The 26,192-nt window shown below is 72.5% G+C and carries 25 protein-coding genes and 2 pseudogenes; 12 read left to right on the top strand and 15 right to left on the bottom strand.

The genetic code is table 11. The annotated features are described in order from the left end of the window. Positions 1–33 precede the first annotated feature (33 nt). Positions 34–504 (top strand): carboxymuconolactone decarboxylase family protein, encoded by a 471-nt coding sequence (locus tag LE181_RS09560; RefSeq protein WP_225660777.1) that lies wholly within the window; start codon positions 34–36, stop codon positions 502–504. Positions 505–546: 42 nt separating this feature from the next. Here LE181_RS09560 and LE181_RS09555 read toward each other — a convergent pair whose 3' ends face one another. Further along, positions 547–1,284, bottom strand: a complete 738-nt coding sequence (locus tag LE181_RS09555; protein ID WP_225660776.1) for an SDR family oxidoreductase — start codon at positions 1,282–1,284, stop codon at positions 547–549. Between the two features lie 124 nt (positions 1,285–1,408). On the opposite strand from LE181_RS09555, the gene LE181_RS09550 reads away from it, so the two are divergent. The 4 genes and pseudogenes from LE181_RS09550 to LE181_RS09535 form a co-directional block, all read left to right on the top strand. After that, the gene (locus tag LE181_RS09550) at positions 1,409–2,236 is read left to right on the top strand and encodes a helix-turn-helix transcriptional regulator (protein WP_225660775.1); all 828 of its coding nucleotides are present in this window, start codon (positions 1,409–1,411) and stop codon (positions 2,234–2,236) included. A gap of 435 nt (positions 2,237–2,671) precedes the next feature. Beyond that, positions 2,672–3,562 (top strand): RNA polymerase sigma factor SigJ, encoded by an 891-nt coding sequence (gene sigJ, locus LE181_RS09545; RefSeq protein ID WP_225660774.1) that lies wholly within the window; start codon positions 2,672–2,674, stop codon positions 3,560–3,562. 70 nt (positions 3,563–3,632) lie between these two features. Further along, complete coding sequence (locus LE181_RS09540) at positions 3,633–4,091, top strand: carboxymuconolactone decarboxylase family protein (protein WP_225660773.1); 459 nt, start codon at positions 3,633–3,635, stop codon at positions 4,089–4,091. An 80-nt stretch (positions 4,092–4,171) separates the two neighbouring features. Continuing rightward, a pseudogene (locus tag LE181_RS09535) lies at positions 4,172–4,344 on the top strand (transposase); the annotation flags it as partial. 14 nt (positions 4,345–4,358) lie between these two features. On the opposite strand, the gene LE181_RS09530 reads toward LE181_RS09535, so the two are convergent. Genes LE181_RS09530 through LE181_RS09520 form a run of 3 tightly spaced genes read right to left on the bottom strand, consistent with a single transcriptional unit; the run spans position 4,359 to position 5,728 of the window. Then, positions 4,359–5,039 (bottom strand): TetR/AcrR family transcriptional regulator, encoded by a 681-nt coding sequence (locus tag LE181_RS09530; protein ID WP_225660772.1) that lies wholly within the window; start codon positions 5,037–5,039, stop codon positions 4,359–4,361. A 2-nt stretch (positions 5,040–5,041) separates the two neighbouring features. Further along, positions 5,042–5,467, bottom strand: a complete 426-nt coding sequence (locus LE181_RS09525) for a nuclear transport factor 2 family protein (RefSeq protein WP_225660771.1) — start codon at positions 5,465–5,467, stop codon at positions 5,042–5,044. Between the two features lie 33 nt (positions 5,468–5,500). Continuing rightward, on the bottom strand, positions 5,501–5,728 hold the full coding sequence (locus LE181_RS09520; protein WP_225660770.1) for a GntR family transcriptional regulator: 228 nt from the start codon (positions 5,726–5,728) through the stop codon (positions 5,501–5,503). A 324-nt stretch (positions 5,729–6,052) separates the two neighbouring features. Here LE181_RS09520 and LE181_RS09515 point away from each other — a divergent pair, with 324 nt between their 5' ends. Then, positions 6,053–6,286, top strand: coding sequence for a hypothetical protein (locus tag LE181_RS09515; RefSeq protein ID WP_225660769.1), 234 nt, complete (start codon positions 6,053–6,055; stop codon positions 6,284–6,286). A gap of 45 nt (positions 6,287–6,331) precedes the next feature. Here the strand turns inward: LE181_RS09515 and LE181_RS09510 are convergent, their stop codons facing one another. Then, on the bottom strand, positions 6,332–6,877 hold the full coding sequence (locus tag LE181_RS09510; protein ID WP_225660768.1) for a dihydrofolate reductase family protein: 546 nt from the start codon (positions 6,875–6,877) through the stop codon (positions 6,332–6,334). A gap of 193 nt (positions 6,878–7,070) precedes the next feature. Here LE181_RS09510 and LE181_RS09505 point away from each other — a divergent pair, with 193 nt between their 5' ends. Further along, positions 7,071–7,766, top strand: coding sequence for a GDSL-type esterase/lipase family protein (locus LE181_RS09505; RefSeq protein ID WP_225660767.1), 696 nt, complete (start codon positions 7,071–7,073; stop codon positions 7,764–7,766). 90 nt (positions 7,767–7,856) lie between these two features. On the opposite strand, the gene LE181_RS09500 is transcribed toward LE181_RS09505, so the two are convergent. The 6 genes and pseudogenes from LE181_RS09500 to LE181_RS09475 form a co-directional block, all read right to left on the bottom strand. After that, a complete protein-coding gene (locus tag LE181_RS09500) occupies positions 7,857–8,846 on the bottom strand; it encodes an aldo/keto reductase (RefSeq protein WP_225660766.1) in 990 nt (329 codons plus the stop codon). A gap of 52 nt (positions 8,847–8,898) precedes the next feature. After that, the gene (locus LE181_RS09495; protein WP_225660765.1) at positions 8,899–10,026 is read right to left on the bottom strand and encodes a permease; all 1,128 of its coding nucleotides are present in this window, start codon (positions 10,024–10,026) and stop codon (positions 8,899–8,901) included. A 275-nt stretch (positions 10,027–10,301) separates the two neighbouring features. After that, a complete protein-coding gene (gene thpR, locus LE181_RS09490) occupies positions 10,302–10,883 on the bottom strand; it encodes an RNA 2',3'-cyclic phosphodiesterase (RefSeq protein ID WP_225660764.1) in 582 nt (193 codons plus the stop codon). A 139-nt stretch (positions 10,884–11,022) separates the two neighbouring features. Beyond that, positions 11,023–12,414 (bottom strand): MFS transporter, encoded by a 1,392-nt coding sequence (locus tag LE181_RS09485; protein WP_225660763.1) that lies wholly within the window; start codon positions 12,412–12,414, stop codon positions 11,023–11,025. A 24-nt stretch (positions 12,415–12,438) separates the two neighbouring features. Beyond that, a complete protein-coding gene (locus tag LE181_RS09480; RefSeq protein WP_190112929.1) occupies positions 12,439–12,885 on the bottom strand; it encodes a MarR family winged helix-turn-helix transcriptional regulator in 447 nt (148 codons plus the stop codon). Positions 12,886–13,093: 208 nt separating this feature from the next. Further along, positions 13,094–13,525, bottom strand: a pseudogene (locus LE181_RS09475) (NsdA family TPR-like regulatory protein); the annotation flags it as partial. Between the two features lie 491 nt (positions 13,526–14,016). Here LE181_RS09475 and LE181_RS09470 point away from each other — a divergent pair. After that, positions 14,017–14,226, top strand: coding sequence for a hypothetical protein (locus LE181_RS09470; RefSeq protein WP_225660762.1), 210 nt, complete (start codon positions 14,017–14,019; stop codon positions 14,224–14,226). A gap of 103 nt (positions 14,227–14,329) precedes the next feature. Here LE181_RS09470 and LE181_RS09465 read toward each other — a convergent pair whose 3' ends face one another. After that, positions 14,330–15,805, bottom strand: a complete 1,476-nt coding sequence (locus tag LE181_RS09465) for an NCS2 family permease (protein WP_225660761.1) — start codon at positions 15,803–15,805, stop codon at positions 14,330–14,332. Between the two features lie 221 nt (positions 15,806–16,026). Here LE181_RS09465 and LE181_RS09460 point away from each other — a divergent pair, with 221 nt between their 5' ends. Together LE181_RS09460 and LE181_RS09455 are read left to right on the top strand one after the other, a co-directional pair. Beyond that, positions 16,027–16,290: a DUF2530 domain-containing protein gene (locus tag LE181_RS09460; protein WP_225660760.1), complete on the top strand. Its 264-nt coding sequence runs from the start codon at positions 16,027–16,029 to the stop codon at positions 16,288–16,290. Positions 16,291–16,371: 81 nt separating this feature from the next. Then, positions 16,372–18,720 carry an HAD-IC family P-type ATPase gene (locus LE181_RS09455; RefSeq protein WP_225660759.1) on the top strand — a complete coding sequence of 783 codons (2,349 nt, stop codon included), beginning with the start codon at positions 16,372–16,374 and terminating at the stop codon, positions 18,718–18,720. Positions 18,721–18,729: 9 nt separating this feature from the next. On the opposite strand, the gene LE181_RS09450 is transcribed toward LE181_RS09455, so the two are convergent. From LE181_RS09450 to LE181_RS09440, 3 genes are all read right to left on the bottom strand, one after another. Next, the gene (locus tag LE181_RS09450) at positions 18,730–18,921 is read right to left on the bottom strand and encodes a DUF1059 domain-containing protein (protein WP_225660758.1); all 192 of its coding nucleotides are present in this window, start codon (positions 18,919–18,921) and stop codon (positions 18,730–18,732) included. A 96-nt stretch (positions 18,922–19,017) separates the two neighbouring features. Then, on the bottom strand, positions 19,018–22,251 hold the full coding sequence (locus LE181_RS09445) for a sacsin N-terminal ATP-binding-like domain-containing protein (protein WP_225660757.1): 3,234 nt from the start codon (positions 22,249–22,251) through the stop codon (positions 19,018–19,020). A gap of 709 nt (positions 22,252–22,960) precedes the next feature. Next, positions 22,961–23,857 carry a DUF3027 domain-containing protein gene (locus LE181_RS09440; protein ID WP_225660756.1) on the bottom strand — a complete coding sequence of 299 codons (897 nt, stop codon included), beginning with the start codon at positions 23,855–23,857 and terminating at the stop codon, positions 22,961–22,963. A gap of 328 nt (positions 23,858–24,185) precedes the next feature. Between LE181_RS09440 and LE181_RS09435 the strand changes: the two genes are divergently transcribed. Continuing rightward, positions 24,186–25,562, top strand: a complete 1,377-nt coding sequence (locus tag LE181_RS09435) for an MFS transporter (RefSeq protein WP_225660755.1) — start codon at positions 24,186–24,188, stop codon at positions 25,560–25,562. 26 nt (positions 25,563–25,588) lie between these two features. Further along, entirely contained in the window at positions 25,589–26,065 is a 477-nt protein-coding gene (locus LE181_RS09430; RefSeq protein WP_190112922.1) for a DUF2771 domain-containing protein, read from the top strand. The last annotated feature ends 127 nt before the right edge of the window (positions 26,066–26,192 follow it).

Below are 26,192 nucleotides of genomic sequence, written 5' to 3'. Positions count from 1 at the left end.
GTGCACCCACCGACAACGGCCAAGGAGCACACGATGGAAGCCCGCATGAACGTCTTCGGCAACCAGACCGCCGGCAAGCTCATGAAGCACTTCATCGCCGCAGGCAAGGCGGTCTCGGACACGCCGCTGCCTGCCGCGACGCAGGAACTGGTGAAGATCCGAGCGAGCCAGATCAACGGCTGCGGCTTCTGCCTCGACATGCACACCAAGGAGGCCGCCGCCGCCGGTGAGACCTCGACGCGCCTCAACCTGGTCGCGGCGTGGCGCGAGGCCACGGTCTTCACCGACGCCGAGCGCGCGGCGCTGGAGCTGACGGAGCAGGGCACCCGCATCGCCGACGGGGCCGGCGTCCCGGACGAGGTGTGGGCGAACGCCACCAAGCACTACGACGAGGACCAGCTCATGGCCCTGGTGGCGCTGATCGGCCTCATCAACGCCTTCAACCGCATGAACGTCATGCTGCGGATGCCCGCGGGCGACTACCAGCCCGGCCAGTTCGCATGACCGCCCGCCGGGCGAGGGCGTACGGCATTCCGGCTCCGTCCGTCACTGGGCGCTCGCCGCAGGTCGTACGACGATCTCGTTGACGTCGACCTGCGGCGGCTGGGAGATCGCGTAGGCGACGGCGTCCGCGATCGCGGACGCCGGCAGGGCCACGGCGCGGTACGCCCGCATGGCCTCCCGGGCGGCCGGATCCGCGATGGAGTCGGCGAGTTCGGACTCGGTGACGCCCGGCGAGACCAGCGTGACCCGGACGTCACCGGCGGACTCCTGACGCAGCCCCTCGGAGATCGCACGGACCGCGAACTTGGTGGCGCAGTACACGGCGGCGGTGGGAGAGACCTCGTGCGCGCCGACGGAGGCGATGTTCACGACGTGCCCGCCACCCTGCGCGCGCATCACGGGCAGGGCGGCGGCGATGCCGTGCAGGACGCCCCGCATGTTCACGTCGATCATGCGGTCCCACTCCTCCGTCCTGAGCGCCTCCAGCGGCGACAGCGGCATCACCCCGGCGATGTTGACCATCACGTCCACGCGGCCGTACCGCTCTCCGGCCGCTGCCACGAAGTCCCGGACGTCGGCGGCCTCGGTGACGTCCAGGCGCCGGCTCGCCGCCGTTCCGCCCGCGGCGGTGATCTCCGCGACGATTCGGTCCAGGCGATCGGTGCGCCGGGCCCCCAGGAACAGGCGGTGGCCGTCGGCGGCGAGCCGGCGGGCGGTCGCCTCGCCGATCCCACTGCTTGCGCCGGTGATCGCTACGACCTTGGCTGTCCGGTCCGGCATGACTGCCCCCTTCTCTCGGTAGGGCACCGAGTCTGGGCGGAGCGTTCCGGACGGCCCAGGCCGTGTGCTGCCTGGGTGCGACACACCCGGGCAGCACACCGGGCCCGCCACCTAGCCTGGGCGCATGACCGACAACCAGCTGGGTGAGTTCCTACGGGCACGCCGGGCGGCCGTGCGGCCGGACGAGGTCGGGATGCCGAGCCACGGCGTGCGCAGGGTGGCCGGACTGCGCCGCGAGGAGGTCGCCGTACTGGCAGGAGTCAACGCGGACTACTACACCCGGCTGGAACAGGGCCGCGAACGCCACCCGTCCGCGCAGGTGGTGGAGGCGCTCAGCCGCACCCTGCTGCTGGATGCCGACGCCCGGGCGCACCTCCACCGGCTGTCCGGAACCGCACCGGCCCGGCGGTCCCCCGCCGCCACCGACCGGGTCGCCCCCGGCCTGCGCGTCCTGCTCGACGGCTACGCCGGCACCCCGGCGTTCGTCATCAACCCGGCCCTGGACGTCCTGGCCGCCAACGCCCTGGCCGAGGCGCTGTACTCCCCCTTCGAAGCGATGGACAACCTGGCCCGCATGGTCTTCCTGGACCCGGCGGGCCGGTCGTTCCACCCCCGGTGGGAGCGGACGGCCGAGACGGTGGCGGGGCACCTGCGCCAGGCGTCCGGCGTCGATCCGGGCCATCCACGCCTACGGGCTCTCGTGGGCGAACTCGCCGCGTACAGCCCGGACTTCGTCCGGCTGTGGAACGCGCACACCGTGCGCGGCAAGACCAGGGAGAACAAGCACGTCCACCACCCGGACGTCGGCAGCCTGACCCTCACCCACCACGCGTTCGACGTGCGGGACGCACCCGGCCAGCAGCTGATCATCTACCACGCCGAACCCGGCAGCCGCAGCGCCGAGGCGCTCGGCCTGCTCGGCTCCGTGCACGCCACGGCGCACCGCACCTAGGTCCTGCCGCTCTGGCCGGCGTCGCGCTCGGATCATGCTTCGGGTTCTGCCCGGTGTGGCGCTGTGAGCCGCGGCGCGCTCACAGCGCCTCACAGCAGGGCGTCAGTTGCCGGCCAGCATGCAGGCGGCGCCACCGCTTGAGCCGGTTGATGCACCGCTCAAGGGTGTTCCGCTCCTTGTTGGCCTCGCGGTCGAAGCCGGGCGGTTGGCCGCCGCGGCGGCTCGCCGCTGGCGGCGGCCGATCTGGTCGGAAGGCTGCGGGATCATCGCCCGGAATCCCCGGTGCCGCGGATGACTGCGGATGGCCCCGGAAGGAGTATGCCGGGTCCCGCCCTCGCAGCCAGGGGTGCGGGGCTGCGCTCGTTGTATACGCAAAGATGGGCCGGGGTCGGATGGCTACGCTGAATCGGCAAGCCGGAGGAGGTTGCGGTCTGTATGGGTGACGGGCACGGGTCCGTGTGGTCTGAGCGGGAGGACTCGCTCGGAGCCGGATGGGAGAGTCACCGGCCCGCGGTCTTCGGTGTGGCGTACCGGCTGCTGGGGAGTGTGGCCGATGCCGAGGACGTGACCCAGGATGTGTGGTTGCGGGCGGCCGGAGCGGATCTCCGGGACGTCGGTGACTTGCGGGCTTGGCTGGTGACGGTGGCTGCGCGGCGGTCGTACGACATTCTCAGGAGTGCGCGTGTCCGTCGGGAGAGCTATGTCGGGCCGTGGCTGCCGGAGCCGCTGCTGACGGGGCCGGACGCCTCGCAGCCGGTGCTCGTCGATGAGTCCGTCAGCTCGGCGATGTTGCTGATCATGGAGGAGCTGAGCCCGCCGGAGCGGGTGGCTTTCGTCCTGCACGATGTCTTCGGTCTGGAGTTCGGCAAGATCGCCGAAGTGCTGGACGTCTCCGTGCCGGGCGCCCGGCAGCTCGCTTCGCGGTCGCGACGGCGGGTGGCCAAGGCGAAGCAGTCCATGCCGCAGGCGTCGAAGGCGGAGCGCGAACGCGTCCTTGAGGTATTCCGCGCCGCGTACGAGGCCGGGGACCTGGCCGGCCTGGTCAGGCTCCTGCACCCGGACGCCGTCTTCGTCACCGACGGCGGCGGCAACGTGTCCGCGGCGCGCAGGCCCATCCACGGCGGTGAGCGCATCGCCGAGGTCATGGTGCGCGTGGGGCGCCAGTGGCATCCGGACCGTATCGACTTCGCTGAGGTCGGCGGCGAGCTCGCCCTGGTGTTCCACCGCGCAGGCCGGGTCCACTCCGTGGACACGGTCCAGATCACAGACGGTGTGATCACCGCGTACCGCCGGGTCGTCAATCCCGACAAACTCGTGCGCGTCTGAGCTGTCACACCCGCAGGGGCTATTTCGTCTCCCTGATGAGACAGCGAACGAGCAACGAATCGAAGGAACCATGAACGACCCCCAGCGAGTCAACATCGGCAAGCAGCACCCGGCCGCCTACAAGGCCCTCATCACCCTGTCGTCCGAGGTGGAAGGGGCCGCTGCCGCAGCGGGCCTCGACCCGCTCCTGATCGAGCTGCTGAAGATCCGGATCTCCCAGATCAACGGCTGCGCGTTCTGCCTGCGCATGCACACCCGCGACGCCCTGAAGAAGGGCGAGAGCTCCGACCGGATCGCCGTCCTGCCCGGATGGGAGGAGACCGGCTACTTCTCCGGGACCGAGCGGGCCGCCCTGCGTCTGGCCGAGGCGGTGACCCGCGTGTCCGACGGACACGTCGGCGACGAGGACTACAACGCCGCCACGGCCGTACTCACCGCAGACCAGGTCTCGGCCATCGCCTGGCTCGCAACCCTGATGAACGCATTCAACCGCGTCGCGATCACCAGTCGGTACCCAGTCGAGAGCTGACCTCGACAGTGGCACCGGCGACGAGAACGCGTCACGGCTCCCAGCGCGTGTCTCTTGGTCGGCAAGTTAGTTGATCGGATGTGTCCGTCCGATTAGTGATCACTGATGTGATGTGGGACCGGATCGAGCCGCTGATGCCGGCCTATCCGGTTCGAGGGCGGCGGTGGGCCGACCACCGCCGCATTCTCGCGGCCATCGCGTGGAAGTACCGCACCAACTCGCCTGGCGGGACCTTCCCGACGAGCTCGGCTCTTCCCTAGACAGAACCTAGCCCAGGGGAACCACGAGCCCGATGCCTTCGGCCGTCACCGCGATGGCGAAATCGAAGAAGTCGGACTGGTCGAGGACGCTGTCGTGGGTACGGGCGAAGACCTCGAACGCCAGGAGACCGATCAGGTTGCTCCACAGCACGATGCCGCGCTCGATGACGTCCGCGAACGGCGCCTCGGGCACGCTGCCGAACAGCGCGGTCGCCTCCGGCCGGATCAGCGGCGGCCCGGGCACCGCCCGTCGCGGCGGGGTGAGTTCACCGGCCTCCAGCGCGGAACGCACGATCCCGGCCAGCACGGCCGGGGTGCGTGACGCGGGCGGAACCGTGTCCTGAGGGGCGTGGTACCCGGGAACGGGCGAACCGTAGACCAGCGCGAATTCGGCGGGGTTGGCGAGGGCCCACGCCCGCAGGGCACGCGCGACCGCGAGGAAGCGGGTCCCCGTCGGCGCGCCGTCGTCCTTGGCCGCCTGATCGGCCTGCTCCATCGCCGCGCCGGACTCGTTGTAGGCGTCGATGAGCAGCGCCGTCAACAGGTCGTCCCGGTGCGGGAAGACGCTCGCGACGTCGGTGACCGCAAGACCGGCGCCCTCGGCCACGGCTTCGAGGGTCAGCCCGCCGGCGCCCAGTTCCACGAGGAGGCGCCGCGCGGCTGCCCTGACAACACTGGATATGTCCATGATCAAACCGTACCTGCCGGCCGATCCGTCAGACGTTCGTAGCAGTCGTAGTTGCGCTGCGCCCAGATCTTTCCGTCGCGGAATTCGAGGAAGACCGCGATGCGTGCACGGAGTACGTGGCCGGCGGGGAGCCCGCCCAGCGGCACGGCGAGCGTGCCGGTCCAGGTGACCTCCAGCGCGACCTGGTCGCCGGCCGCCACCGCGTTGTGCACCTCGAACCGCTGGTGCGCGACGACCTCACGCCCGCGCTCCGCAGCCCGGAGCACATCGGGCAGACGACGGCGGACACCGTCGGGGAAGAGGGCGTTGGGGAACTCCTCCTGCACCGCCTCCTCGTGAAAGAAGCGGGCCAGCTCCTCCCCGGTGGCGCCCCGGGAGACCGCCTCGTGGTACCGGACGGCGGCTTCGACGTTCGGGTGCTGCGGCATGCGACGAGCGTAGGCAGCACCCGCCCCGGTCGGCTAGCGCCGTGCGACGAACGAGCCCATGCCCGGGGTGGTGACGATCAGGCCCTCTTCGCGGAGTGCCGCGGTGACCTTGCGTACCGTCGTGCGTGCGACGGCGAACTCCTGCTCCATCCGCACTTCAGAGATGAGGTGGTCGGGCGGATATTCACCGTCCGCGATGCGCTTCCTGATCACATCGGCGATCTGCATCCACTTCGGCCGGGTCGGGTCAAACTCCATCACGGGCGTGACTGTATGCAGCAATATGCAACCGAACATAGAGCCTACTTTATGCATCTAGGTGTAGACAGGTGCCTCAAGGAGGCTCTAGGCTGGCGCAGACTCAAGACCCCCGCGACCGTGCGACCGGTCCGGGGGCATGGCCACCAGCCTCCAAGGAGCTGATGACATGAAAGAGCGTATCGCCCGACTCCTCGCCTGGACGAGAGCGCGACTCATGAGCACCGCGCCCCCTCCCCCGCCCACGCCACCGCTTGCGCTGCCGCCTTCGCTTCCGCCCCGACCCTCCGTCATCTCCCTCCCCCACACCGGCGGCAGGTGGGGCGAGTGAGCGTTCCTGACGTCCCGCTCGGCATCCTTGCCGTGGACACCTTCACCAGCGGCGTCGGCCTGGTCGTCGAGTCGGCGAACGGCCTCGTCCGGCTCCAGCACCCCAACGGCTTCAGCTGGCAGGCGTACGCCACCAACCTGCGGCCGCCGGAGCAGCCGGAGAAGCACCGCTTCGCCGCGGCGGAACGTGTGTACGGCCGCCTCCCCCTGCCCCCCGGCAAGGGCGACTGACCGCCGTCCGGCGGGGGCGGCCCCACGACAGGCTGCCCCCGCCGGCTACTCCTGCCCGGCCGGGCGGTAGTCGAGCACCATGGCCCCCGACGTGAACGTGGTCGTGCCGGCCGGCACCCACGTCGACGCCGGTGCGCCCTCCGGGAAGAGGCGCTTGCCCTTGCCGACCACCACCGGGTGGATCCAGAGTTTCAGCTCGTCCACCAGGCCCTCGGCTATGAGCGAGCGGATCAGGGCGCCACTGCCGTAGATCAGGATGTCGTTCTCGTACCGCTCCTTGAGCGCGGCGACCTCCTGGGCGAGGTCGCCGTCGATCAGGGTGGCGTTCCACTCCGTCGTCCGCAGCGTGGTGCTGGCGACGTGCTTGGGCATGGAGTTCATCCGGTCGGCGAAGCCGTCCTCGTCCGTCATGCCCGGCCACGCCTGGACGAAGCCCTCGTACGTCTCGCGGCCCAGCAGCAGCGCGTCCGCGGCGAACAACCGGCGGTGCGCGTACGCGCCGTGCTCCTCGTCGAAGTACGGAGCGGTCCAGGACGGACTCTCCATGACGCCGTCCAGCGACAGGTAGACGAGCGCGACGATCTTGCCCATGACAGACCCCCCAAGGCGGTGCCCCTGGCGGGCACGTGGACAGAGCGGAAAGCGCCCCGTCATCAGGCGCCTCCCCAACGCCGCTCAATCTAGGGGCACCCACTGACAACGGCCCGGCAGCGGCGGACCCCCTCGCCGCCGGGTGGTCGCCGTCACATCCCCGGCCCCGGCGCGACCTGCGAAGATGACCCGCATGCGAATCATGTTCGTCGGCGACTCGATGACGATCGGTAGCGCCGGTGACTTCACATGGCGCTACCGCATGTGGCAACACCTCAACGCCTCCTACGGCGCCCCCTACAAGATCGTCGGCCCGCGCCGGGAGCTGTACGACCCCACGACCGGTGAGGCCGGGTCGCTCGACTACGGCGACCCCGGCTTCCCCGAGCGCTGCCGCGGTCACCTCGCCGGCTGGGGCGAGGGCTGGCTCCACATGGCACCGCTCATCGGCGACGCCGTCCGCCAGGGCAAGGCGGACACCCTGCTGATCTCCCTCGGCCTCATAGACCTCGGCTTCTACACCGACGCCGGCCAGACCGCCGCCAACGTCCGCCGTTTCTTCGCCGGGGCCCGCGAGGCCAATCCGCGGATCCGGGCCGTGCTGATGCCGGTGATCCTCAATGTCCGCGCGCTCAACGACCCGCCCTTCGCCGCCGAGTGCGAGCGCTTCAACGAGCTGCTGGGCAAGGCCGTCGCCGACCTCGACGAGCCCGGTTCGCCCCTGCTGCTCGCCTCGCCTCCCGAGGGCTGGGACATCGACCGGGACACCTACGACGGAACGCACCCGAACGCCGCCGGCGAGCACCTCCTCGCCGCCGCCTTCGCCACCGCGCTGTACCAGGCGTGGGACGTGGGCGGCCCGTACGCAGCCGCCCCCTCCCGCCGCTGAGGCACGGCGTTCCCGTACGGACCGTACGGGAACCCGTACGAGAAGCCGTACGAGAAGCCGTACAGAACGCCGCGCGCCGGCTCGTTCACCTCACCACGCGAACGCCTCCGGCGACGGCCCCGGGCCCGGGAAGATCCCGTCCAGCCCCGTCAGCACCTCGTCGCCCAGCTCCAGCTCCACCGCCCGCAACGCGCTCTCCAACTGGCCCTGCGTGCGCGGGCCGACGATCGGGGCGGTGACCCCGGGCCGGGTCAGGAGCCAGGCCAGGGCCGCTTCGCCCGGCTCGATGCCGTGCTTGTCGAGCAGGTCCTCGTACGCCTGGATCTGCGCCCGCACGGCCACGTCGGCCAGGGCGTCCGCCGCCCGCCCGGAGGCGCGGCGCCCGCCCTCGACCTCCTTCTTGATCACGCCACCGAGCAGGCCGCCGTGCAGCGGCGACCAGGGGATGACGCCCAGGCCGTACTCCTGCGCCGCGGGGATGACCTCCATCTCGGCGCGCCGCTCGGCGAGGTTGTACAGGCACTGCTCGCTGACGAGGCCGACCGTGCCGCGCCGCGCGGCGAGTTCGTTCGCCTGAGCGATCTTGTAGCCGGGGAAGTTCGAGGAGCCGGCGTAGACGATCTTGCCCTGCTGGACGAGGACGTCGATGGCCTGCCAGATCTCCTCGAAGGGCGTCCGACGGTCGATGTGGTGGAACTGGTAGAGGTCGATGTAGTCGGTCTGCAGCCGCTTGAGGCTGGCGTCGACGGCCCGGCGGATGTTGATCGCGGAGAGCCGGTCGTGGTTCGGCCACGGCTCACGGTCGCCGTCCATCCCGCCGAACACCTTGGTGGCGATGACGACCTTCTCGCGGCGGCCGCCGCCCTTGGCGAACCAGTTGCCGATGATGGACTCGGTGCGGCCCTTGTTCTCGCCCCAGCCGTAGACGTTGGCGGTGTCGAAGAAGTTCAGGCCCGCGTCCAGGGCGGCGTCCATGATGGCGTGGCTCTCGGCCTCTTCGGTCTGCGGGCCGAAGTTCATGGTGCCGAGGACGAGCCGGCTGACCTTGAGTCCCGTGCGTCCGAGCTGCGTGTACTCCATGCGCCAAGCCAACGCCTTCGAGTCCGCTCGAAGCAAGGGGGACCCGCGCCCGTCACCCGCTCATCGTCCGGAGCATGCGCCGCCCGCCCGTGGTGAGGAAGCGCGCCGTCAGCACCGCGGCGAGCAGCAGGAAGACGATGTCGAGGTACGTCGTGTAGTTCCAGCTCACGCCCTCCATCGGGACCTTCGCGTCCGCCTGGTCCGGGACCAGGCCGAGACCACCGAAGACGAACTCCACGACGTAGCCCGCCACCACCGCCGCCGCGTAGAACGTGCCGAGCAGGAACAGCGCCATCCGCCGCCCGTAGTACTTCCGGTAGATGTTCAGGATCGGCAGGATCAGCAGGTCCGCGAAGACGAACGCCACCACGCCCCCGAAGCTGATGCCGCCCTTCCACAGGACCACGGCCAGCGGCACGTTGCCGATCGAGCAGACGAACGACGCGATCGCCACCAGCGGCCCCACCAGCGGGCCCCACAGCTTCGCCAGCAGCGGGTGGCCCTCGAAGAAGAACGCGCGCCAGAAGTCCTCGGGCACCCACGCGGCGATCGCACCCGCGACGATCAGGCCGAACACCAGATCGCGGAGGATCGCCGCCCACTCCATGACGAAGACGTGGGAGGTGGCGGTGAACCCCTCGCGCGACAGCAGCCGGCGGGCGAACGAGCCCTCGCCCCGGACGGACATGTCCATCGCCGCATGGCCCTCCATGGCGCCCGCCACCCCGCGCTCGGCCTGCGCCCGCGCGCCGCGCAGCAGCGCCTCGCGCAGCAACAGCCGGAAGAGCACGGCCAAGACCGCGATCATCACGAAGCCGCCGGCGAACTCCGCGGCGGTGAACTGCCAGCCCATCAGCAGGGCGAGGATGACGCCCAGCTCGACGACGAGGTTGGTGGAGGCGATCTCGAAGGCCATCGCGGACGTGAAGTGCGCCCCTTTGACGAACAGCGAACGGGCCAGCGCGACGGCGGCGTACGAGCAGGAGGACGACGCCGCGCCCAGCCCGGCCGCGAGGACCAGCGCCCAGGGACGGTCGTCACCCAGCAGCGAGACGACGGACGCCGTGCGCACGAGGGCCTGGACGACGGCGGACAGGGCGAAGCCGAGGATCAGCGCCCAGGTGATCTCCCAGGTCATGGACCCGGCGATGGAGAGCGCGTGCAGCACGGCGTGGACCATCCGGGACCCCGCCTTCCGATCAGTGCCCGGGGCCGGGACCGTACCAGCGCGGCCCCCGGGTACCCCGGCACCGGCCGCCGCCCGCGTGTCCGGGCGCGCGCCGGTCGGCGCGTCCGTGCCCGGCAGTACGTCCGTCGGCGTGTCCGGGCGCGTCCGGGCGCCGTCGTCACTTCACCGCGGCCACCACGGCGACGACGACGAGCATCACGGCGAGCGCACCGGTCATGATCCGGTTCCTGGTCTTCGGGTCCACCCCTTGAGCGTAACCGGACCGCTCACTCCGCTCGCCGGGTGCCCAGCGGCCAGGCCGCCACGGTCTCGTACCGGGGGCGCTCCCCGGGCACCCCGGAGGCCGGCAGGCGGCTGCGGACGAGCTCCAGGCGGTCGACGGTCCACCGGCGGCCCCGGAACTCCGCCAGCTCCTCGGCGTACGGCCGCAGGTTCACGTGCCCGGCGGTCCGGGCGAGGGTGAGGTGGGGGCGGAAGGGCCTGGCGTCGTCCATCCGCACCCCGGCCCGCCGGGCGCCGGCGACGGTGGAACGGGCGAGGCCGCCCAGGGTCTCCAGCGAGCCGGTCGCCCCGACCCACAGGATCCGGTCGCCGAACCGGCCGCCCCCGGCGAACCGCAGCTCGTGCGCCGGATGCCGGTGGGCGGCGCGGGCGAGGCGCTCGCCCAGCTCCGGCAGCAGGGCCTCGTCGACCTCACCGAGGAAGGCGAGCGTGAAGTGCCACATGGCCGGCTCGGTCCAGCGCAGCCGCCCGTGCCGGTCGGGGAGCGCGGCACGCAATTGCGCCACTTCGGCCGCCAGTTCGTCGATGGCGGCTCCGGGCGGGATCACCGCGGCGAACAGTCGCATGGGGCCAGTCTCCCCCGGCGGGCGGCCGCCGGGGCGATGCGACGTCGCCACGCCCTCCCGGCAGCCACGCCCTCCCGGCGGCCCCGCCGTCACAGCGGCCACGCCCTCCCGGCAGCCACGCCCTCCGGCGGCCCCGCCGTCATGCCACGACCGTCACCTCGTCCGGACGCGGGGCGGTGGCCCGCTCCCGCGGGACGAACGTCACGAGGCGGCGTCCGCGACGCAGGTCGATCTTCAGGCGCAGCCCGCCCGAGCGGGCCAGCGCGAAGCCGATCGCGACCGCGGCCAGGGCCGAGACCACGCCCCCGGCGAGGAAGCCGACCCGGGGCCCGTACACGTCGGTGACCCAGCCGATCACCGGCGCGCCCAGCGGCGCACCCCCCATGAAGACCATCATGAACAGGCTCATCACCCGTCCCCGCAGGGCCGGGTCCGCGGCCATCTGCAGGCCCGAGTTCGCGGTGACGTTGATCGTCAGACCGCACATGCCGATCGGCACCAGCAGCGCCGCGAAGACCCAGAAGGAGGGCGCCAGCGCCGCCGCGATCTCCAGCGCTCCGAAGGCCGCCGCGGCGCCGACCAGCATCCGCATCCGGGAGGTGCCCCGGCGCGCGGCGAGCAGCGCGCCCGCCAGCGAACCGGCTGCCATCAGGGTGTTGAGCAGGCCGTACGTGCCGGCTCCGGCGTGGAAGACGTCGTTGACGTACGCCGTGAGCCAGATGGGGAAGTTGAAGCCGAAGGTGCCGATGAAACCGACCAGGACGATCGGCCAGATCAGCTCCGGGCGCCCGGCCACATGGCTCAGGCCCTCACGCAGCTGCCCCTTGGCGCGGGGGGCGCGGTCGACCTTGTGCAGTTCGCTCGTGCGCATCAGCAGCAGTGCGGCGATGGGGGCGGCGAAGGACAGCCCGTTGAGCAGGAACGCCCAGCCGCTGCCCATCGCGGTGATCAGCACACCGGCGACGGCGGGGCCGACGAGGCGGGCGGACTGGAAGTTGGCGGAGTTGAGGCTGACGGCGTTGCGCAGGTCGGCCGGGCCGACCATCTCGACGACGAACGCCTGCCGGGCGGGGTTGTCGACGACCGTGACGAGACCGAGCGCGAGCGCGGTCAGGTAGACGTGCCAGACCTGCACGTGCCCGGTGAGGGTGAGCACGCCGAGCGCGAGGCCGGTGACGGCCATCGCGGACTGGGTGATCAGCAGCAGCGGCCGCTTGGGGCAGCGGTCGGCGAGCACGCCGCCGTAGAGGCCGAGCAGCAGCATGGGCAGGAACTGCAGTGCCGTGGTGATGCCGACGGCGGCGGAGGAGCCGGTGAGGCCGAGGACGAGCCAGTCCTGGGCGATGCGCTGCATCCAGGTGCCGGTGTTGGACACCACCTGGCCGGTGGCGAAGAGCCGGTAGTTGCGGATGCGGAGCGAGCTGAACGTGCCTCCCTTGGAGGTGCGCCGAGTGCGCGGCAGGGAGGTGGTGCGTGCGTCGTCGTGGCGGTTCGGTGCGGGTGCGGAGTCTGCTCCGTGTCCCGTACTCAAGGTGCGTTCGCCTCCTTCGGGTGCTTACAGGTGCGCGAGTTTCTCCAGAACGGGCGCGGCGGCGCGCAGCGTCGCCCACTCCTCGTCGTCGAGCTGCCCGGCCAGTTCGGCGAGCCAGGCGTTGCGCCTGCGCCTGCTCTCTTCGAGCATCGTTTCGGCCTGCTCGGTCTGGCGGACCACCTTCTGGCGGCGGTCCTCGGGGTGCGGCTCCAGCCTGACCAGGCCCTTGCCCTCCAGCAGCGCGACGATGCGGGTCATCGACGGCGGCTGGACGTGCTCCTTGCGGGCGAGCTCACCCGGGGTGGCCGAGCCACAGCGGGCGAGGGTGCCGAGCACCGACATCTCGGCGGGGCTGAGCGACTCGTCGACGCGCTGGTGCTTGAGCCTGCGCGAGAGCCGCATCACGGCCGAGCGCAGAGCGTTCACGGCGGCTTCGTCGCCCGGTTCGGGGGCACGGGACAGGTCCGGCATGTTCATTAGATTAACTCATTACCTGAACTAAAGAAAGTAGGCACGGTGGGGGCACAGGGGCAGACGGGGTCGGACGTCAGTCGGCAAGCCGACCGAGATCACGGGCGCAGTGGCGGCACACACCGCCCCGGGCCGTGGGAATGCGCAGCAATCCGCCCATGGGCGCCTTCCCGCAGACGACGCAGCGCTCCCTCGCCCCCAGGGCGCCTCCGCCGACCGCCGACCCGGCGGCGAGCGTGGCTCCCGCGCCCACCAGGCCGCGCCGGTTGAGCATCAGGTCCATGCCCGTGAACTCGGTGAGGACGGCGGCAGTGCGCTCGGGAGGCCAGGGCAGCCCGTCCGGCTCGGCCGCAGGGCGTCGCGTGGCGGCCGAAACCCCGAACCCGAGGTCCTCGATCCTCACCACTCGCCCGAGCCGTTCGGTGAAGAGCACGGCCAACACCCTGGGCACGGGGTCACGTGGACTCTCTCCCATCTCCAGCCACCGCCGCACGCGCGAGGTGTCGGTCGCCAGCTGGGGATGGCCCATGACGGCCGCCTGCCTGTTCACCAGGCGCGCGAGTTCGCCCTTCGTCCATCCCGTGAGGGTGAAGAGGTCCGCGAGGCGCGTGTTGGGCTCCTGGCGCGGTGCGCGCTGCACGGGGCGCAGGTCTTCCCCGGACTGTGCCACCTCCGCCGCGGGGCCCGTCTCCTCGGTCCACGCCTCCTCCCACAGCCCGTACACCTCGTCGATCAGCTCCTCGACGTTCGCCTTCCGAATCCGCCTCGCCAGTACGGCCGTCACAGCCGACACCTGGTCACGCTGGGGCACGGCCGGGCTCGCGAAGACTCCGTGGACGACAGAGCGGGAGAGCCGCTCCGTCACAGGGAACTCGCGGAGGATCACACCGATCGATGGCGCTCCGGCCTTGAGGTGCAACTCATGGAGTCGTTGCTTCAGCCGGCGCCGGGCGCCGGGTGGCAGGTCCGGCATCCGTAAACGACCTGCCTGACCCACGCCGCCCTCCAGAGGTCCGTTCCCAGCCGTTCGCGGCCGTTCCGGATCATCCCAGTTCGGTCGCCGCCGCACGGCAGATGTTCGGAAAAGACCGCTGCCGTTCCCGGGGGCAAGGCCCGCCGGAGGCTGGAGGCATGCCCCGACTCGCCCAGCCATGGGCCGACATCCTCCTGCACGACGTCCTCGGCAATTACCTCGCAGCGCTGCTCAGCGCACTGTCCCTGTGGGGGCTGCGAGCGATTCACTCCTCGCAACGACAGCGGCCTCGCGGGGGCAGGGAGCCGGGCGACGGCCCGGGCGCAGGGGAGCCGGACGAACAGCCCGACGGAACACCCGACGGGTGAGCCGCACCCACGCGCGAGACCCCCCGGCAGCACCTGCGGGACATCGGACGGACACGGCCCCGGCGAGGCAGTCACCTCGCCGGGGCCGTGCGGGCCGTCCCGGTTACTTCACGCCCAGCATCCGCTCGATCGGGTCCAGCATGAAGTAGACGAGGAAGCAGAGCCCCACCGCGTTGAGCAGCCAGGGGATCTCGCGCGCCCGCTTGTCGGCGATCCGCAGCAGGATGAAGGCCAGGACGCCGATGCCGATGCCGTTGGTGATCGAGTACGTGAACGGCATGGAGATGATCGTCAGGAACGCGGGGATCGCGATCGTGAAGTCGCTCCAGTCGATCTCCTTGACGTTGGACGCCATGATCAGGAAGCCGACGACGACCAGCGCGGGGGTGGCGGCCTGGGCGGGGACCACGGTGGCCAGCGGGGTGAAGACGAGGGCCAGCAGGAAGAGGCCGCCCGTCATCAGGTTGGCCAGGCCCGTGCGGGCGCCCTCGCCGACGCCGGCCGTGGACTCCACGAAGCAGGTGTTGGCCGAGGCCGAGCCGGCGCCGCCGGCGGCGACCGCCACGCCGTCGATCATGAGGATCTTGCCCATGTTGGGCAGCTGGCCCTTCTCGTCCGTCAGCCCGGCCTCCTCGCCGACGCCGATGATCGTGCCCATGGCGTCGAAGAAGCCGGACAGCAGCACGGTGAAGACGAACAGGCAGCCGGTGAGCAGGCCGACCTCGTGGAAGCCGCCGAAGAGGCTGACCTCGCCGATCAGGCCGAAGTCCGGGGTGTCCACGATCTTGTCCGGCCAGGACGGGACGGACAGGCCCCAGCTCGCGTCCGGGATCTTCGCGACCGAGTTGATGACGATCGCCACGAGCGTCATCACGACGATGCCGATGAGGATCGCGCCCGGCGCCTTCCGCACGAGCAGGATGAACGTCAGCGCCAGCCCGGCGACGAACACCAGCACCGGCCAGCCCTGCAGCTGACCGCCCTGGCCGAGGCCCAGCGGGACGGTGGTGTGGGCGGCGTCGGGGTTGCGGGTGACGAAGCCGGAGTCCACCAGGCCGATCAGCGAGATGAACAGGCCGATGCCGATGGCGATCGCCCGGCGCAGCCCGCCGGGGATCGCGTCCATGACGCGCTGCCGCAGGCCGGAGGCGACCAGGAGCATCAGGACCAGGCCGGCCAGCACCACCATGCCCATCGCGTCCGGCCAGCTCATCTTGGGCGCCAGCTGCAGCGAGACGACGGCGTTGATGCCGAGGCCCGCGGCGCAGGCGATGGGCACGTTGCCGATCACGCCCATGAGGACGGTGCTGAGCCCGGCCATCAGGGCCGTGGCCGTGACCAGCTGGCCGTTGTCCAGCTGGTGTCCGAACTTGTCCTGGCCTGCCCCGAGGATGATCGGGTTCAGCACGATGATGTAGGCCATCGCAAAGAAGGTGGCCAGGCCGCCGCGCAGCTCGCGGGCGACGGACGAGCCCCGCTCGGATATCCGGAAGTAGCGGTCGAAGGCGTTCTTCGCGGCGCCGGGGGGCGTGGGGGACGGCTGCTGCTCGTCGACCGCAGGGGTGGCCGAGGTGGTCATGCGGGGACCTCAGTCGTGAGAGGGCCGGCCGGGGCCGGGGAAACAAACAAAAAAGGATCTTGATTGGATACTTCTTGGATGATCAAACAAAAGCATCCAGTCAATTCCGGTTCGATTCAGTATGAATAAACAAACGCCGATTGGCTATCTCCGCGCGTAGACCCCCGCGGGACAAGGGCTCCGCGGCTGCGCCTCCCCCAGGACGCACTAGGCTGGCCGCCATGACGAAGTGGACACCCAGGCACGAGGCGCCCGAGCCGCTGGAGGGGCCCGTCGTGGCCACCATCACCGGTGGCACCATCCTGTGGTTCGTCCTCTTCCTCGCCCAGCTGCCGTTCTACGGCTGGTTCCAGGACCACGGGCACCTGTGGTGGCTGTGGACGTGCCTGGCCGGCGGCGGCCTCGGCCTGATCGGCGTCTGGTACGTGCGCAAGCGCGACGCCGCGATCAAGCGCCACGCGGCCGGGTCGGACGAAGCCCGCTAGACCCCTGCCGGCCCCACGGCCGGTGGCCGGTCCCCGGCTTCCCGGAAGGCCGGGCCGGCGGGGGCGCCTTACCGTCGGAGGATGAGGCACAGCGGCCTGACCTCCCGCGAAGTCGCCGAGCGCGTGGCCCGGGGCGAGATCAACGACGTGCCCGTACGGTCCTCGCGCTCCACCGCGGACATCGTCCGGGCCAACGTCCTCACCCGGTTCAACGCCATCATCGGCGTGCTCTTCCTGATCATCCTCGTCGTCGGCCCCCTCCAGGACGGCCTGTTCGGCTTCGTGATCATCGCCAACACCGCGATCGGCATCGTCCAGGAACTCCGCGCCAAGAAGACCCTCGACTCCCTCGCCCTCATCGGCGAGGCCAGACCGACCGTCCGGCGCGACGGCACGGCCGTCTCCCTGCCCACCGGCCAGATCGTCCTCGGCGACCTCGTCGAGCTCGGCCCCGGCGACAAGTGCGTCGTCGACGGCGAGGTCGTCGAGGCCGACGGCCTGGAGATCGACGAATCGCTCCTCACCGGCGAGGCCGACCCCGTCCTCAAACAGCCCGGCGACAAGATCATGTCCGGCTCCTTCGTCGTCGCCGGCGGCGGCGCCTTCACCGCCACCAAGGTCGGCCGCGCCGCCTACGCCGCCCAGCTCGCCGAGGAGGCGTCCCGCTTCACCCTCGTCCACTCCGAGCTGCGCACCGGCATCAGCCTGATCCTCAAGTACGTGACGTGGATGATGCTGCCCACCGCCCTCGGGCTCGTCATCAGCCAGCTCGTCGTGCAGGAACACGACTGGAAGGAAGCGGTCCGGCGGATGGTCGCCGGCATCGTGCCGATGGTCCCCGAGGGCCTGGTGCTGCTGACCTCCGTCGCCTTCGCCATCGGCGTCGTCCGGCTGGGCCGCAAGCAGTGCCTGGTGCAGGAGCTGCCCGCCATCGAGGGGCTGGCCCGGGTCGACGTCGTCTGCCTCGACAAGACCGGCACGCTCACCGAGGGCGGCATGGACGTCAGCGAACTGCGCGTCCTGCCCGACGCCCGGGCCGACGAGGGCTACGTGCGCCAGGTGCTCGGCGCCCTCGGCGACGCCGACCCCCGCCCCAACGCCAGCCTGCAGGCCATCATCGACGCCTACCCCGACGGCAGCGGCTGGCGCTGCACCGATTCCCTGCCGTTCTCCTCGGCGCGCAAGTACAGCGGCGCCACGCTCGACGGCCCCGGCCACGACAGCGGCAACTGGCTGCTCGGCGCACCCGACGTCCTCCTGCCGCCCGGCGACGCGGCGCTCACCGACGTCGAGGCCCTCAACGCCCGGGGACTGCGGGTGCTGCTGCTGGCGCGGGCGGGGCGCGGGCTGGACGACCCGCGCGTCACCGAGGGCCTGCAGCCCACCGCGCTCGTCGTGCTGGAGCAGCGGCTGCGGTCGGACGCCGCGGACACCCTGCGCTACTTCGCCGAACAGAACGTCTCCGCCAAGGTCATCTCCGGCGACAATGCCGTCTCCGTCGGCGCAGTCGCCGCGAAACTGGCCCTGCCCGGCTCCGAGGCGCCCGTCGACGCCCGGCGGCTGCCCGGGGAACGCGACGCCATGGGCCGCGCCCTGGACGAGGGCGCTGTCTTCGGGCGCGTCACCCCCCGGCAGAAGCGCGACATGGTCGGCGCCCTGCAGTCACGCGGGCACACCGTCGCCATGACCGGCGACGGCGTCAACGACGTGCTCGCCCTCAAGGACGCCGACATCGGCGTCTCCATGGGCTCCGGCTCGGAGGCCACCCGGGCCGTCGCCCAGATCGTCCTGCTCAACAACAGCTTCGCCACCCTGCCCTCGGTCGTGGCCGAGGGCAGGCGCGTCATCGGCAACATCACGCGCGTGGCGACGCTGTTCCTCACCAAGACCGTCTACTCGGTGCTGCTGGCGATCCTCGTGGTGTGCACGCGCGTGCCCTACCCCTTCCTGCCGCGCCACCTGACGCTGCTGTCGACGCTGACGATCGGCGTACCGGCCTTCTTCCTCGCGCTCGCGCCCAACAAGGAGCGGGCGCAGCCGCATTTCGTGCGACGGGTGATGCGGTACGCCGTTCCGGCGGGGCTCATCGCGGGCGCGGCCACGTTCGCGGTGTACCTGCTGGCGCGCCACCACTACTCCGGCGCGGGCGCGCTGGACGCGGAGACGAGCGCGGCGACGCTGACGCTCTTCCTGATCTCGATGTGGGTGCTCGCGATCATCGCGCGGCCGTACACGTGGTGGCGCGTGACGCTGGTGGCGGCCATGGGCGCCGCCTTCCTGGCGGTGCTCGCCACGCCGTGGCTCCAGCGGTTCTTCGCGCTGAAGCTGGTCGGCACGACCATGCCGTGGGCCGCCGTCGCCGTGGCGGCCGTGGCGGCGGGGGCGCTGGAAGTGACCTGGCGGTGGGTGGGGCGGAGGTTCCCGGCGTAGTCACGCCCCTCAGGAACCGGCTTTCTCGTCCTCCAGCAGGCCGCGGATCTGCTCGCGCAGCTCGGGGGTGTCCTCGTGCTGATGCACGGAGACGGCGTGCTCGGCGGCCGCGCGGAGCACTTCCTCCTCCTCACCGGAGATGGTGAGGGTGCAGTGCGATTCGCTGGGGTACTTGCGGCAGTCGGCGACTTTCCGGGTCATGGGGAGCCTCCCGGTAGTACGTGCGTACGGACACTTCGCCGTACTGCCAGGGTAGGCCCGTGACCGGGCGGGGGATTCCCCCGCCCGTTCCCCGGGCTAGTCGAACCACCTCGCGCGCGCCAGCTCCTCCGTGCGCGTCGGGTCCTCCAGGAGCGCCGCCGCCTCGAAGCGGCGGGACCAGGCGCCCGCCGCCCAGGCCAGGCCCGCCGCCACGCCCTCCAGGGTGGCGGCGTGCAGGACGCCGTCCTCGCCGTAGCGCCAGTCGAGCTCGACGCCGCCGACGACCAGCTCCTCGTGCTCGACGTACGTCGCCGGCGCGCCCGGGAGCAGGACGCGGACGCCCTCCGGCACCTCGCGCTCCCGGCCCTCGCCGGCCGGGACGATCACGGGGAACACCTCGCTCACCCGCCGCACCTGCAGCAGCTCGGCGAGGGCGGCCGCCCGGTCCGGGCGCACGGGCAGCAGCGGGTGGCCCGCCGCCAGGGGCATCAGGTCGGGGGCATCCGCGACCAGCACGTCGGTCGCGTCCCCGACCTGCACCTCGTCGTCGACCACGGCCCGCAGGTCGTCCGGCAGCGTCACGTCCTCCGGGTCCAGCTCCGCCAGCGCGCTGTACAGCCCGTGCAGCTGGGCGGGGGTCACGGGCAGGTCCGGGTCCGCGAGGCGGCCCAGGAGCTCGGCCGCGCCGCCCGGCTCTTCCAGCAGGGCGGCCACGGAGGTTCGCACGCCCAGCGCGCGCAGCACCTGCTCGTCGGCGAGACCGGCCGCGTCGGCGGCCTCGTAGAGGCCCGCCAGCAGCGGATCGCCGCCCCTGACCCGCAGGCCGGCCGGGCGGCGGCCATCCAGGACGGGGTGGCCGCGCAGCCACCACGCGGTGTACGGGCGTACCGACTCCGTCGTGCCGTCCGGCAGGAGCACCCGCACGGGCGCGGTCAGCGCGTCGCGCAGCGGCGGCCGGGACAGCAGGGCGAACGCCTCCGGCCACGCGTCGTCGTCGACCAGGTCGAGGTCCCGCACGGCGACGATCTCCGTCGCCACCGGCGGCACGGGCGTGTCGGGGAGGCGGTCCAGGACGTCCTCGCACCACACGTCGACCGCGTCGAGCAGGCCCACGTCGTCGGGCTCGGCGAAGTCGCCGTCGCGCGGTTCGAGCTCGTCCGGGTCCAGGACGACGTCCGTGGCCCGCACCAGCGCGAAGTCCGCGAGCACGCCGACCGCCGTCAGCGGCTGCTCGCCCCAGCGCCCGGCCAGCTCCGCGTCGCACGCGGCGAGCTCCCCGGGCCGGATCACGCGCTCGAACGCACTGCCGGGGAAGACCAGTTCGCCGGCGGGGGCGAGCTCGCCGTCCTCGTCCGGGAGGGCCAGCGCGGCCAGCCAGGGCTCGTCGCCCGGGGCGAGGTCCGCGTCCCGCACGAGGGTGAGGACGACCTCGGCCAGCGTGTCGCTGTCGAGCCCCTCCTCGTCCCAGACGTCCTCCGCATCCAGCGAAGCGGCCACGGCGGCCCGCACCTGCGGGGTCGTCAGCACGGCCCGCGGCGAGCTGGGTGTGGCGCCCAGCTTCTCCAGCAGGGGGTGGGCGGCGTCGGGGTGAGCGACCTTCAGGCCCAGCCGCGACAGGCGCTCCGAACCGGTCGTGTCGGCCGGCGGCAGCAGCACCTGACGGGGTCCGACGGCCGTCCGGCCGTCGGCCAGCGGCACGGGCAGGCCCGTCAGCCGGTCCGGGTCGACGCCGGCCAGGCTGTCGTAGAGCCGCCACCACCAGTCCGCGGGCCGCTCGGCGCCCGCCAGGCGGTCGATGACCTCGCCGAGCGGCACGCGCGCCACGCCGAGCGCCCGCAACTCCTGGCGGCGCTCCAGCCCCGCGGGCAGCAGGCTCGGGAACAACTCGGCCAGCACCGCCACGGTCTCCGCGCCCGCACCCTCCACGACCTCGGCCTCCACCGGCCGCAGGGCCCGCGGGGCGTCGGCGGCGGTGTGCGCGAAGGGGTCGTCCCAGGCGTGCTCGGACGGCTCCGCCCGCTGGGTGGAGGCGTCCGGCCCCTCGGTCCACGGGATGCCCTCCACGCCGGCACCGGCCGGCGGTGCGGGCTCCTCCTCGGCGCCCCCGCCCGCGGCACCCGGCAGGAACGCCACGCGCGGCAGCCGCTCCAGCACCCGGCGGCGCAGCTCCGCGTCCACCACGCCCGTCGCCAGCGGCGGCGGGACCAGGTCCAGGGTGCCGGTGCCCACCGGCTGCCAGTCCCGCAGCAGGGCGGCGTACGACTCCGCCGCACGCTCGGTGAGGAAGTCGGTCAGCGGGCCGGGGGCCGTGTGACGGCGGGTCGGCTCCAGCGGGAAGCTCGCGATGAGCAGCGCCGGCAGCCCCAGCGGCTCGTCCGTCGGGGTCGGCGCGTGCACGACCGGCGCGGTGGCGGGCCGTGCGGGCGCGCCGTCGGCGCCGACGGGGACGGCCCACGTCAGCGACCAGTGCGGGCGCAGGCGCTCCTCGACCGGCCGGTCGGCGAGCAGGGCGGGCTCCAGCGGCCCGCCGTCCCGCTGCACGCGCCAGCGCGTGGGCTGCGCAGCGGCGGAGTCCTCGACGACGACGTAAGGGCCGTCCTGGCGACGCGTCAGGGTGCGCTCCCCGCCGCCGGGCGTCTCGACGACGACCTCGGTCAGGCCGGGCAGGGTCAGCAGCAGCGCGTCGTCGACGCCCGCGAGGAGACGGCGGGTCAGGTCCTCGGCGGCGCCGTCGCGCAGGGGCAGCACGACCACCGTGTCGTAGCCGGCGGGCGCCTCGCCCTCGGCGGGCAGCGGGAGCCTCAGCAGCGGCACGTGGCCCTCGCGGCGGCGGATCTCCTCGGCCAGGCCGCCGTCGCCCGTGGCGTCCGCGAGGGCCCGGGCCTCGGTGAGCGACCAGCGGACGCCGCCCGTACGGCCCAGGACGGCGGGCTCGTCGCTGACCGCGAGGACGGCGGCGAAACCGACGCCGAACCGGCCGACGGCCCGGCCCGTGTCCTCGCGCTTGGCGGAGGCACGCAGCGTGGAGAGGGACTCGACGCCGGCGGCGTCGAGGGGCGCGCCGGTGTTGGCGGCGGCGAGGGTGGCGGGCGCGCCGCCGTCGGCTGCGCGCAGCGTCAGCCGGAGACGGCCGGGGACGCCGGCGCGGGCCGCGGCGTCGGCGGCGTTCTGGGCGAGCTCGACGACGAGGCGGTCGCGGTAGCCGCCGAGGGCGAGGTCCTCCTCGGCGTTGGCGTCCTCCCGGAACCGCGCGGGGGCGGCCGCCCAGGCGTCCAGCACGGCGCGGCGCAGGTGGGCGGTGCCGAAGGGGTCCAACTCCGTGCCGGTCACGTCTGGTGATCTCCCTGTACGCAGTGGGGGTGGGCCGTTCCGCGGTTCCGCTCCGCTTAGGTGGTGCGGTTCTCCCTGGCTCCGGCGGGTGGGCCGGGGCCATTCCGCTCCGCTTAGGTGGTGCGGTTCTCCCTGGCTCCGGCGGGTGGGCCGGGGCCGGGGCGGGACGGACCCTTCTGGGGCTGCATTATTTACGGCCCGTTGCCCGGCACCGCCATGGGCGCCCCCTCCTGGGGCCGCAAATAACGCGTAACGCCCCTGCCAGGGCCCATCCCACCCCGGCCCCTCCGCCCGGACGGAGTCTGCAGACCGTACCGATGACGGCGTGAGGGGCGGCCCGGGCGGGACCTGCGGGCAGCACCCATGGCGGTCACCGGAGAGAGTGACGCACGCACGACGGCGTGAGGGTCGCGTGACGGAGGCAGGGGCCGGACGACGGCGGGAGGGTCGCGTGACGGAGGCAGGGGCCGGACGACGGCGGGAGGGTCGCGTGACGGAGGCAGGGGCCGGACGACGGCGGGAGGGGGCCGGGGGCGGAGGAGGGTGTTCCGGAATGCTGCCGGATATTTGTGGGCCCGCCCGGTGCGGGGTGCGTCAAGGAGAGAGGGCGGCGGGCCCGTAAATATCCGATTCCGGAATACCCTCCGGAGCCCCCGGCCCCCGGACCCACCACCAAGCCGCACCGCAAAGCGCACCGCAAAGCGCAGCGCTACGCGTGCCCGAGGTCCTCCTCGGACTCGGACTCGGACTCCGCCGTCTCGTCCCGCAGCGGCATCGTGTCCACCAGCGTCTCGTCCACCACCGGCGGCGCCGGCCGCGGTGCCTTCGGCATGACCGCCGCCTCCGAGTGCCCCCCACAGCCGTACGACAGCGACACCACGTGCCCGTCCGCCGGACCGAACTCATTCGCGCACACGCCGAACGCCTGACCGAGCGACCCCCCGATCGGCATCAGGAAGCCGCAGCTCACGCAGGACGCCGGCGCCGCCTGGGCCATCGGGGTCTTGGAGCCGTGGGACTCGTCCCACCGGTCCGCGGCCGTGTGCAGCCCGTACCGCGACAGCACCCGGGCGCGCCGCATGCCGAGTTCCTCGGCGAGGGCGGCGATCGAGCCGCGCACGGGCGCCGAGGGCTGGGCGGACGGCGGCCCGGCCGTGACGTCCGCGTCCTCCGCCTCGGCCAGCTGGGCCATCTCCTCCGAGACGACGGAATTCGGCGGCGGGACGTCCTCGCCGGTCCAGCCCGGCTCCAGGCGCAGGTCGTCGGACTCGGTGGGCAGCAGGTCGCCGGGGCCCATGTCGCCGGGGCGCAGCCGCTCGCTCCAGGGCACCCATTCGGGGGCCATGAGGGCGTCGGGCCCGGGCAGCAGGACGGTCTCGTCGAGGGTGACGTTCTTGGCGCGGGAGGCGCGCGCGACGGTGACGGCCCAGCGCCAGCCGCGGTAGCCGGGGTCCTCGCAGGCGAAGTAATGCGTGACGACGCGGTCCCCGTCGGCGACGACCTCGACGTGGTCGCCGACCTTCCCGGGCAGCGCGGCCTCCTCGGCCGCCGCACGGGCGAGTTCGACCGCCTCGGCGCACAGGCGGTCCGGGGTACGGCTTCGCATCGCAGCACTCACAAGAATCGATTCTCTCTTCCACGCCGTCTCACGAGTGCGCCAGCCGAACGGTCGGGGCTGCGGACGGAGCGGACCGGCGGACCGCGTCGACGTCCGCGCCCGAACGGCCTCGGGCGCACCTGTCATCACCCATTCTGCGGGATGGGGACTCGGGGTGCGGCCAATGGCGGGCGGCCGGTGGCGCGCTACGCACGCTACCCCGCGCGACCGCCCGGGGGATACCCGGGCCGCGGCGAGCCCCCGGCGACCTGGTGCGCGCGCCCCGCTCGTGCGCCGAAAGTGCCATGCGCGGTGCCAGTTGGGGCAGTATGGCGTGGTGGGAGCCATCCGGTCAGCCGAAGGCGGTCCGCTCCGCCGTACGGGCCGGAGCGTCGGCCGAGTCATTCGCGCGCCTTTCACGGGCGCCGCGCGGGGTGTGCGGAAAGCGACGAACGCGCACGGTGCCGGCGAGTCCGGGCTGGGCCGGCTGATCGAGCTGCACGCGGTGAATTCCGCCGGCGACATGATGATCACGATCGCGCTGGCGTCGACGGTGTTCTTCTCGGTCCCCACGGACCAGGCGCGCGGCCGGGTGGCCCTGTACCTGGCGGTGACGATGGCGCCGTTCACCCTGCTGGCCCCGGTGATCGGCCCGCTGCTGGACCGGGTGCCGCACGGGCGGCGGGCGGCGATGGCGTGCGCGATGCTGGCGCGGGCGCTGCTGGCCCTGACGATGTCGGGCGCGGTGGCGACGGGCGGGCTGGAGCTGTATCCGGCGGCGCTCGGGGTGCTGGTGGCGTCGAAGGCGTACGGGGTGGTGCGCTCGGCGGTGGTGCCGCGGCTGGTGCCGCCGCGGATCGCGCTGGTGAAGGCGAACTCACGGGTGACGCTGGGCGGACTGCTGGCCACGGGCGTGGCGGCCCCGCTGGGCGCGGGGCTGCACCAGCTGGGCCCGGCGTGGCCGCTGTACGGGGCGTGCGCGGTCTTCGCGTTCGGTACGTACCTGTCGCTGTCGCTGCCGCACAAGGTGGACTCGGCGAAGGGCGAGGCGCGGGCGCGGCTGACGGCGCCGGAGTCCCGGCACCACCTGACGAAGCAGCGCAAGCGGCCCCGGACGCCGGGGCTGCGGACGGTGGGTGCCTCGGTGCTGCACGGCCTGCAGGCGAACGGCGCGCTGCGCATGCTGTCGGGGTTCCTGACGTTCTTCCTGGCGTTCCTGCTGCGGGTGCATCCGCTGGGCGGGCTGAGCCCGGCGTTCTCGCTGGGCGTGGTGGCGGTGGCGGCGGGCACCGGCAATGCGCTGGGCACGGCCATAGGGGCGCTGCTGCGTTCGCGCGGGCCGGAGAAGATGATCGCGCTGGTGCTGACGGTGACGCTGGGGACGACGATAGTGACGGCCGTCCTCTACAGCGCGTTCTTCGTGGTGGTCATGGCGGCGGTGGCGGGCATCTCGCAGGCGCTGGGCAAGCAGTCGCTGGATTCGCTGATCCAGCGGGACGTGCCGGAGGAGGTGCGGACGTCCGCTTTCGCCCGTTCGGAGACGCTGCTGCAGATGTGCTGGGTGGTCGGCGGCGCGATCGGCATCCTGCTTCCGCTCAACGGGGTGGTGGGGATGGCGGTCGCCGCGGGATTCCTCGCGCTGGGCGCGGTCACTGCCGTACGGGGCCTGCTGACGGCCGCCCGGCGCGGCTCGCCGCACCCGCGCGTGGCCTGAGCGGGGACGCCCGATAGCCTGCCCGCATGACCGCTGCGATTTTCCGGGGCAAGCGCCGCCGCGCCGCTGCCGCCGTGGGTGCCGTGACCTTCGGGCTCGTCGCCCTCTCCGCCTGCGACAAGCCGACGCCGCTGGCGACGGTGACCGTCGGCTCGACCACCGTGACCGCCGAGGCGTGCGCCTACAACGACGGCGAGGCCGTCGACACCGAGAAGGTGGCGCCCTGCCTGAAGGACGCGGGCAAGACCGTCAAGGCGTCGATGGAGGACAAGGTCCGCTTCGGCGTCGACCCGAAGATCGCCGATGAGGGCTGGAGCCTGTTCATCAACGGCCAGCCCGCCGAGCAGGAGCCGAACAAGAAGACGTACCGCACCATCCCGGCCAGCGCCTTCTTCTCGGCCGGCCAGGGCGCGGCGGTGAAGAAGACTCAGATCAGCATCGTCGAGACGACCACGGGCAAGGCCCTGGGCGTCTGGAACTTCACCCTCGAACGCGACTCCTGACGCACCGTGGCCACCTTGCCGACGCGGGTCCTCGTCGTCGCCGCCGTCACGGCGGAACGTGACGTCGTGACGGCCGCATGGCCGGCCACGGCGGAGGTCGCCCTGCCCGGCGCCACGCTGCGCCGGG

The sequence above is a fragment of the Streptomyces sichuanensis genome (genome assembly GCF_020328095.1).
GTDB classification, from domain to species: Bacteria; Actinomycetota; Actinomycetes; order Streptomycetales; family Streptomycetaceae; genus Streptomyces; species Streptomyces cinnamoneus.
The sequence above is the reverse complement of the archived record's forward strand: the minus strand, read 5'-3'. Positions and strand labels throughout refer to the sequence as shown.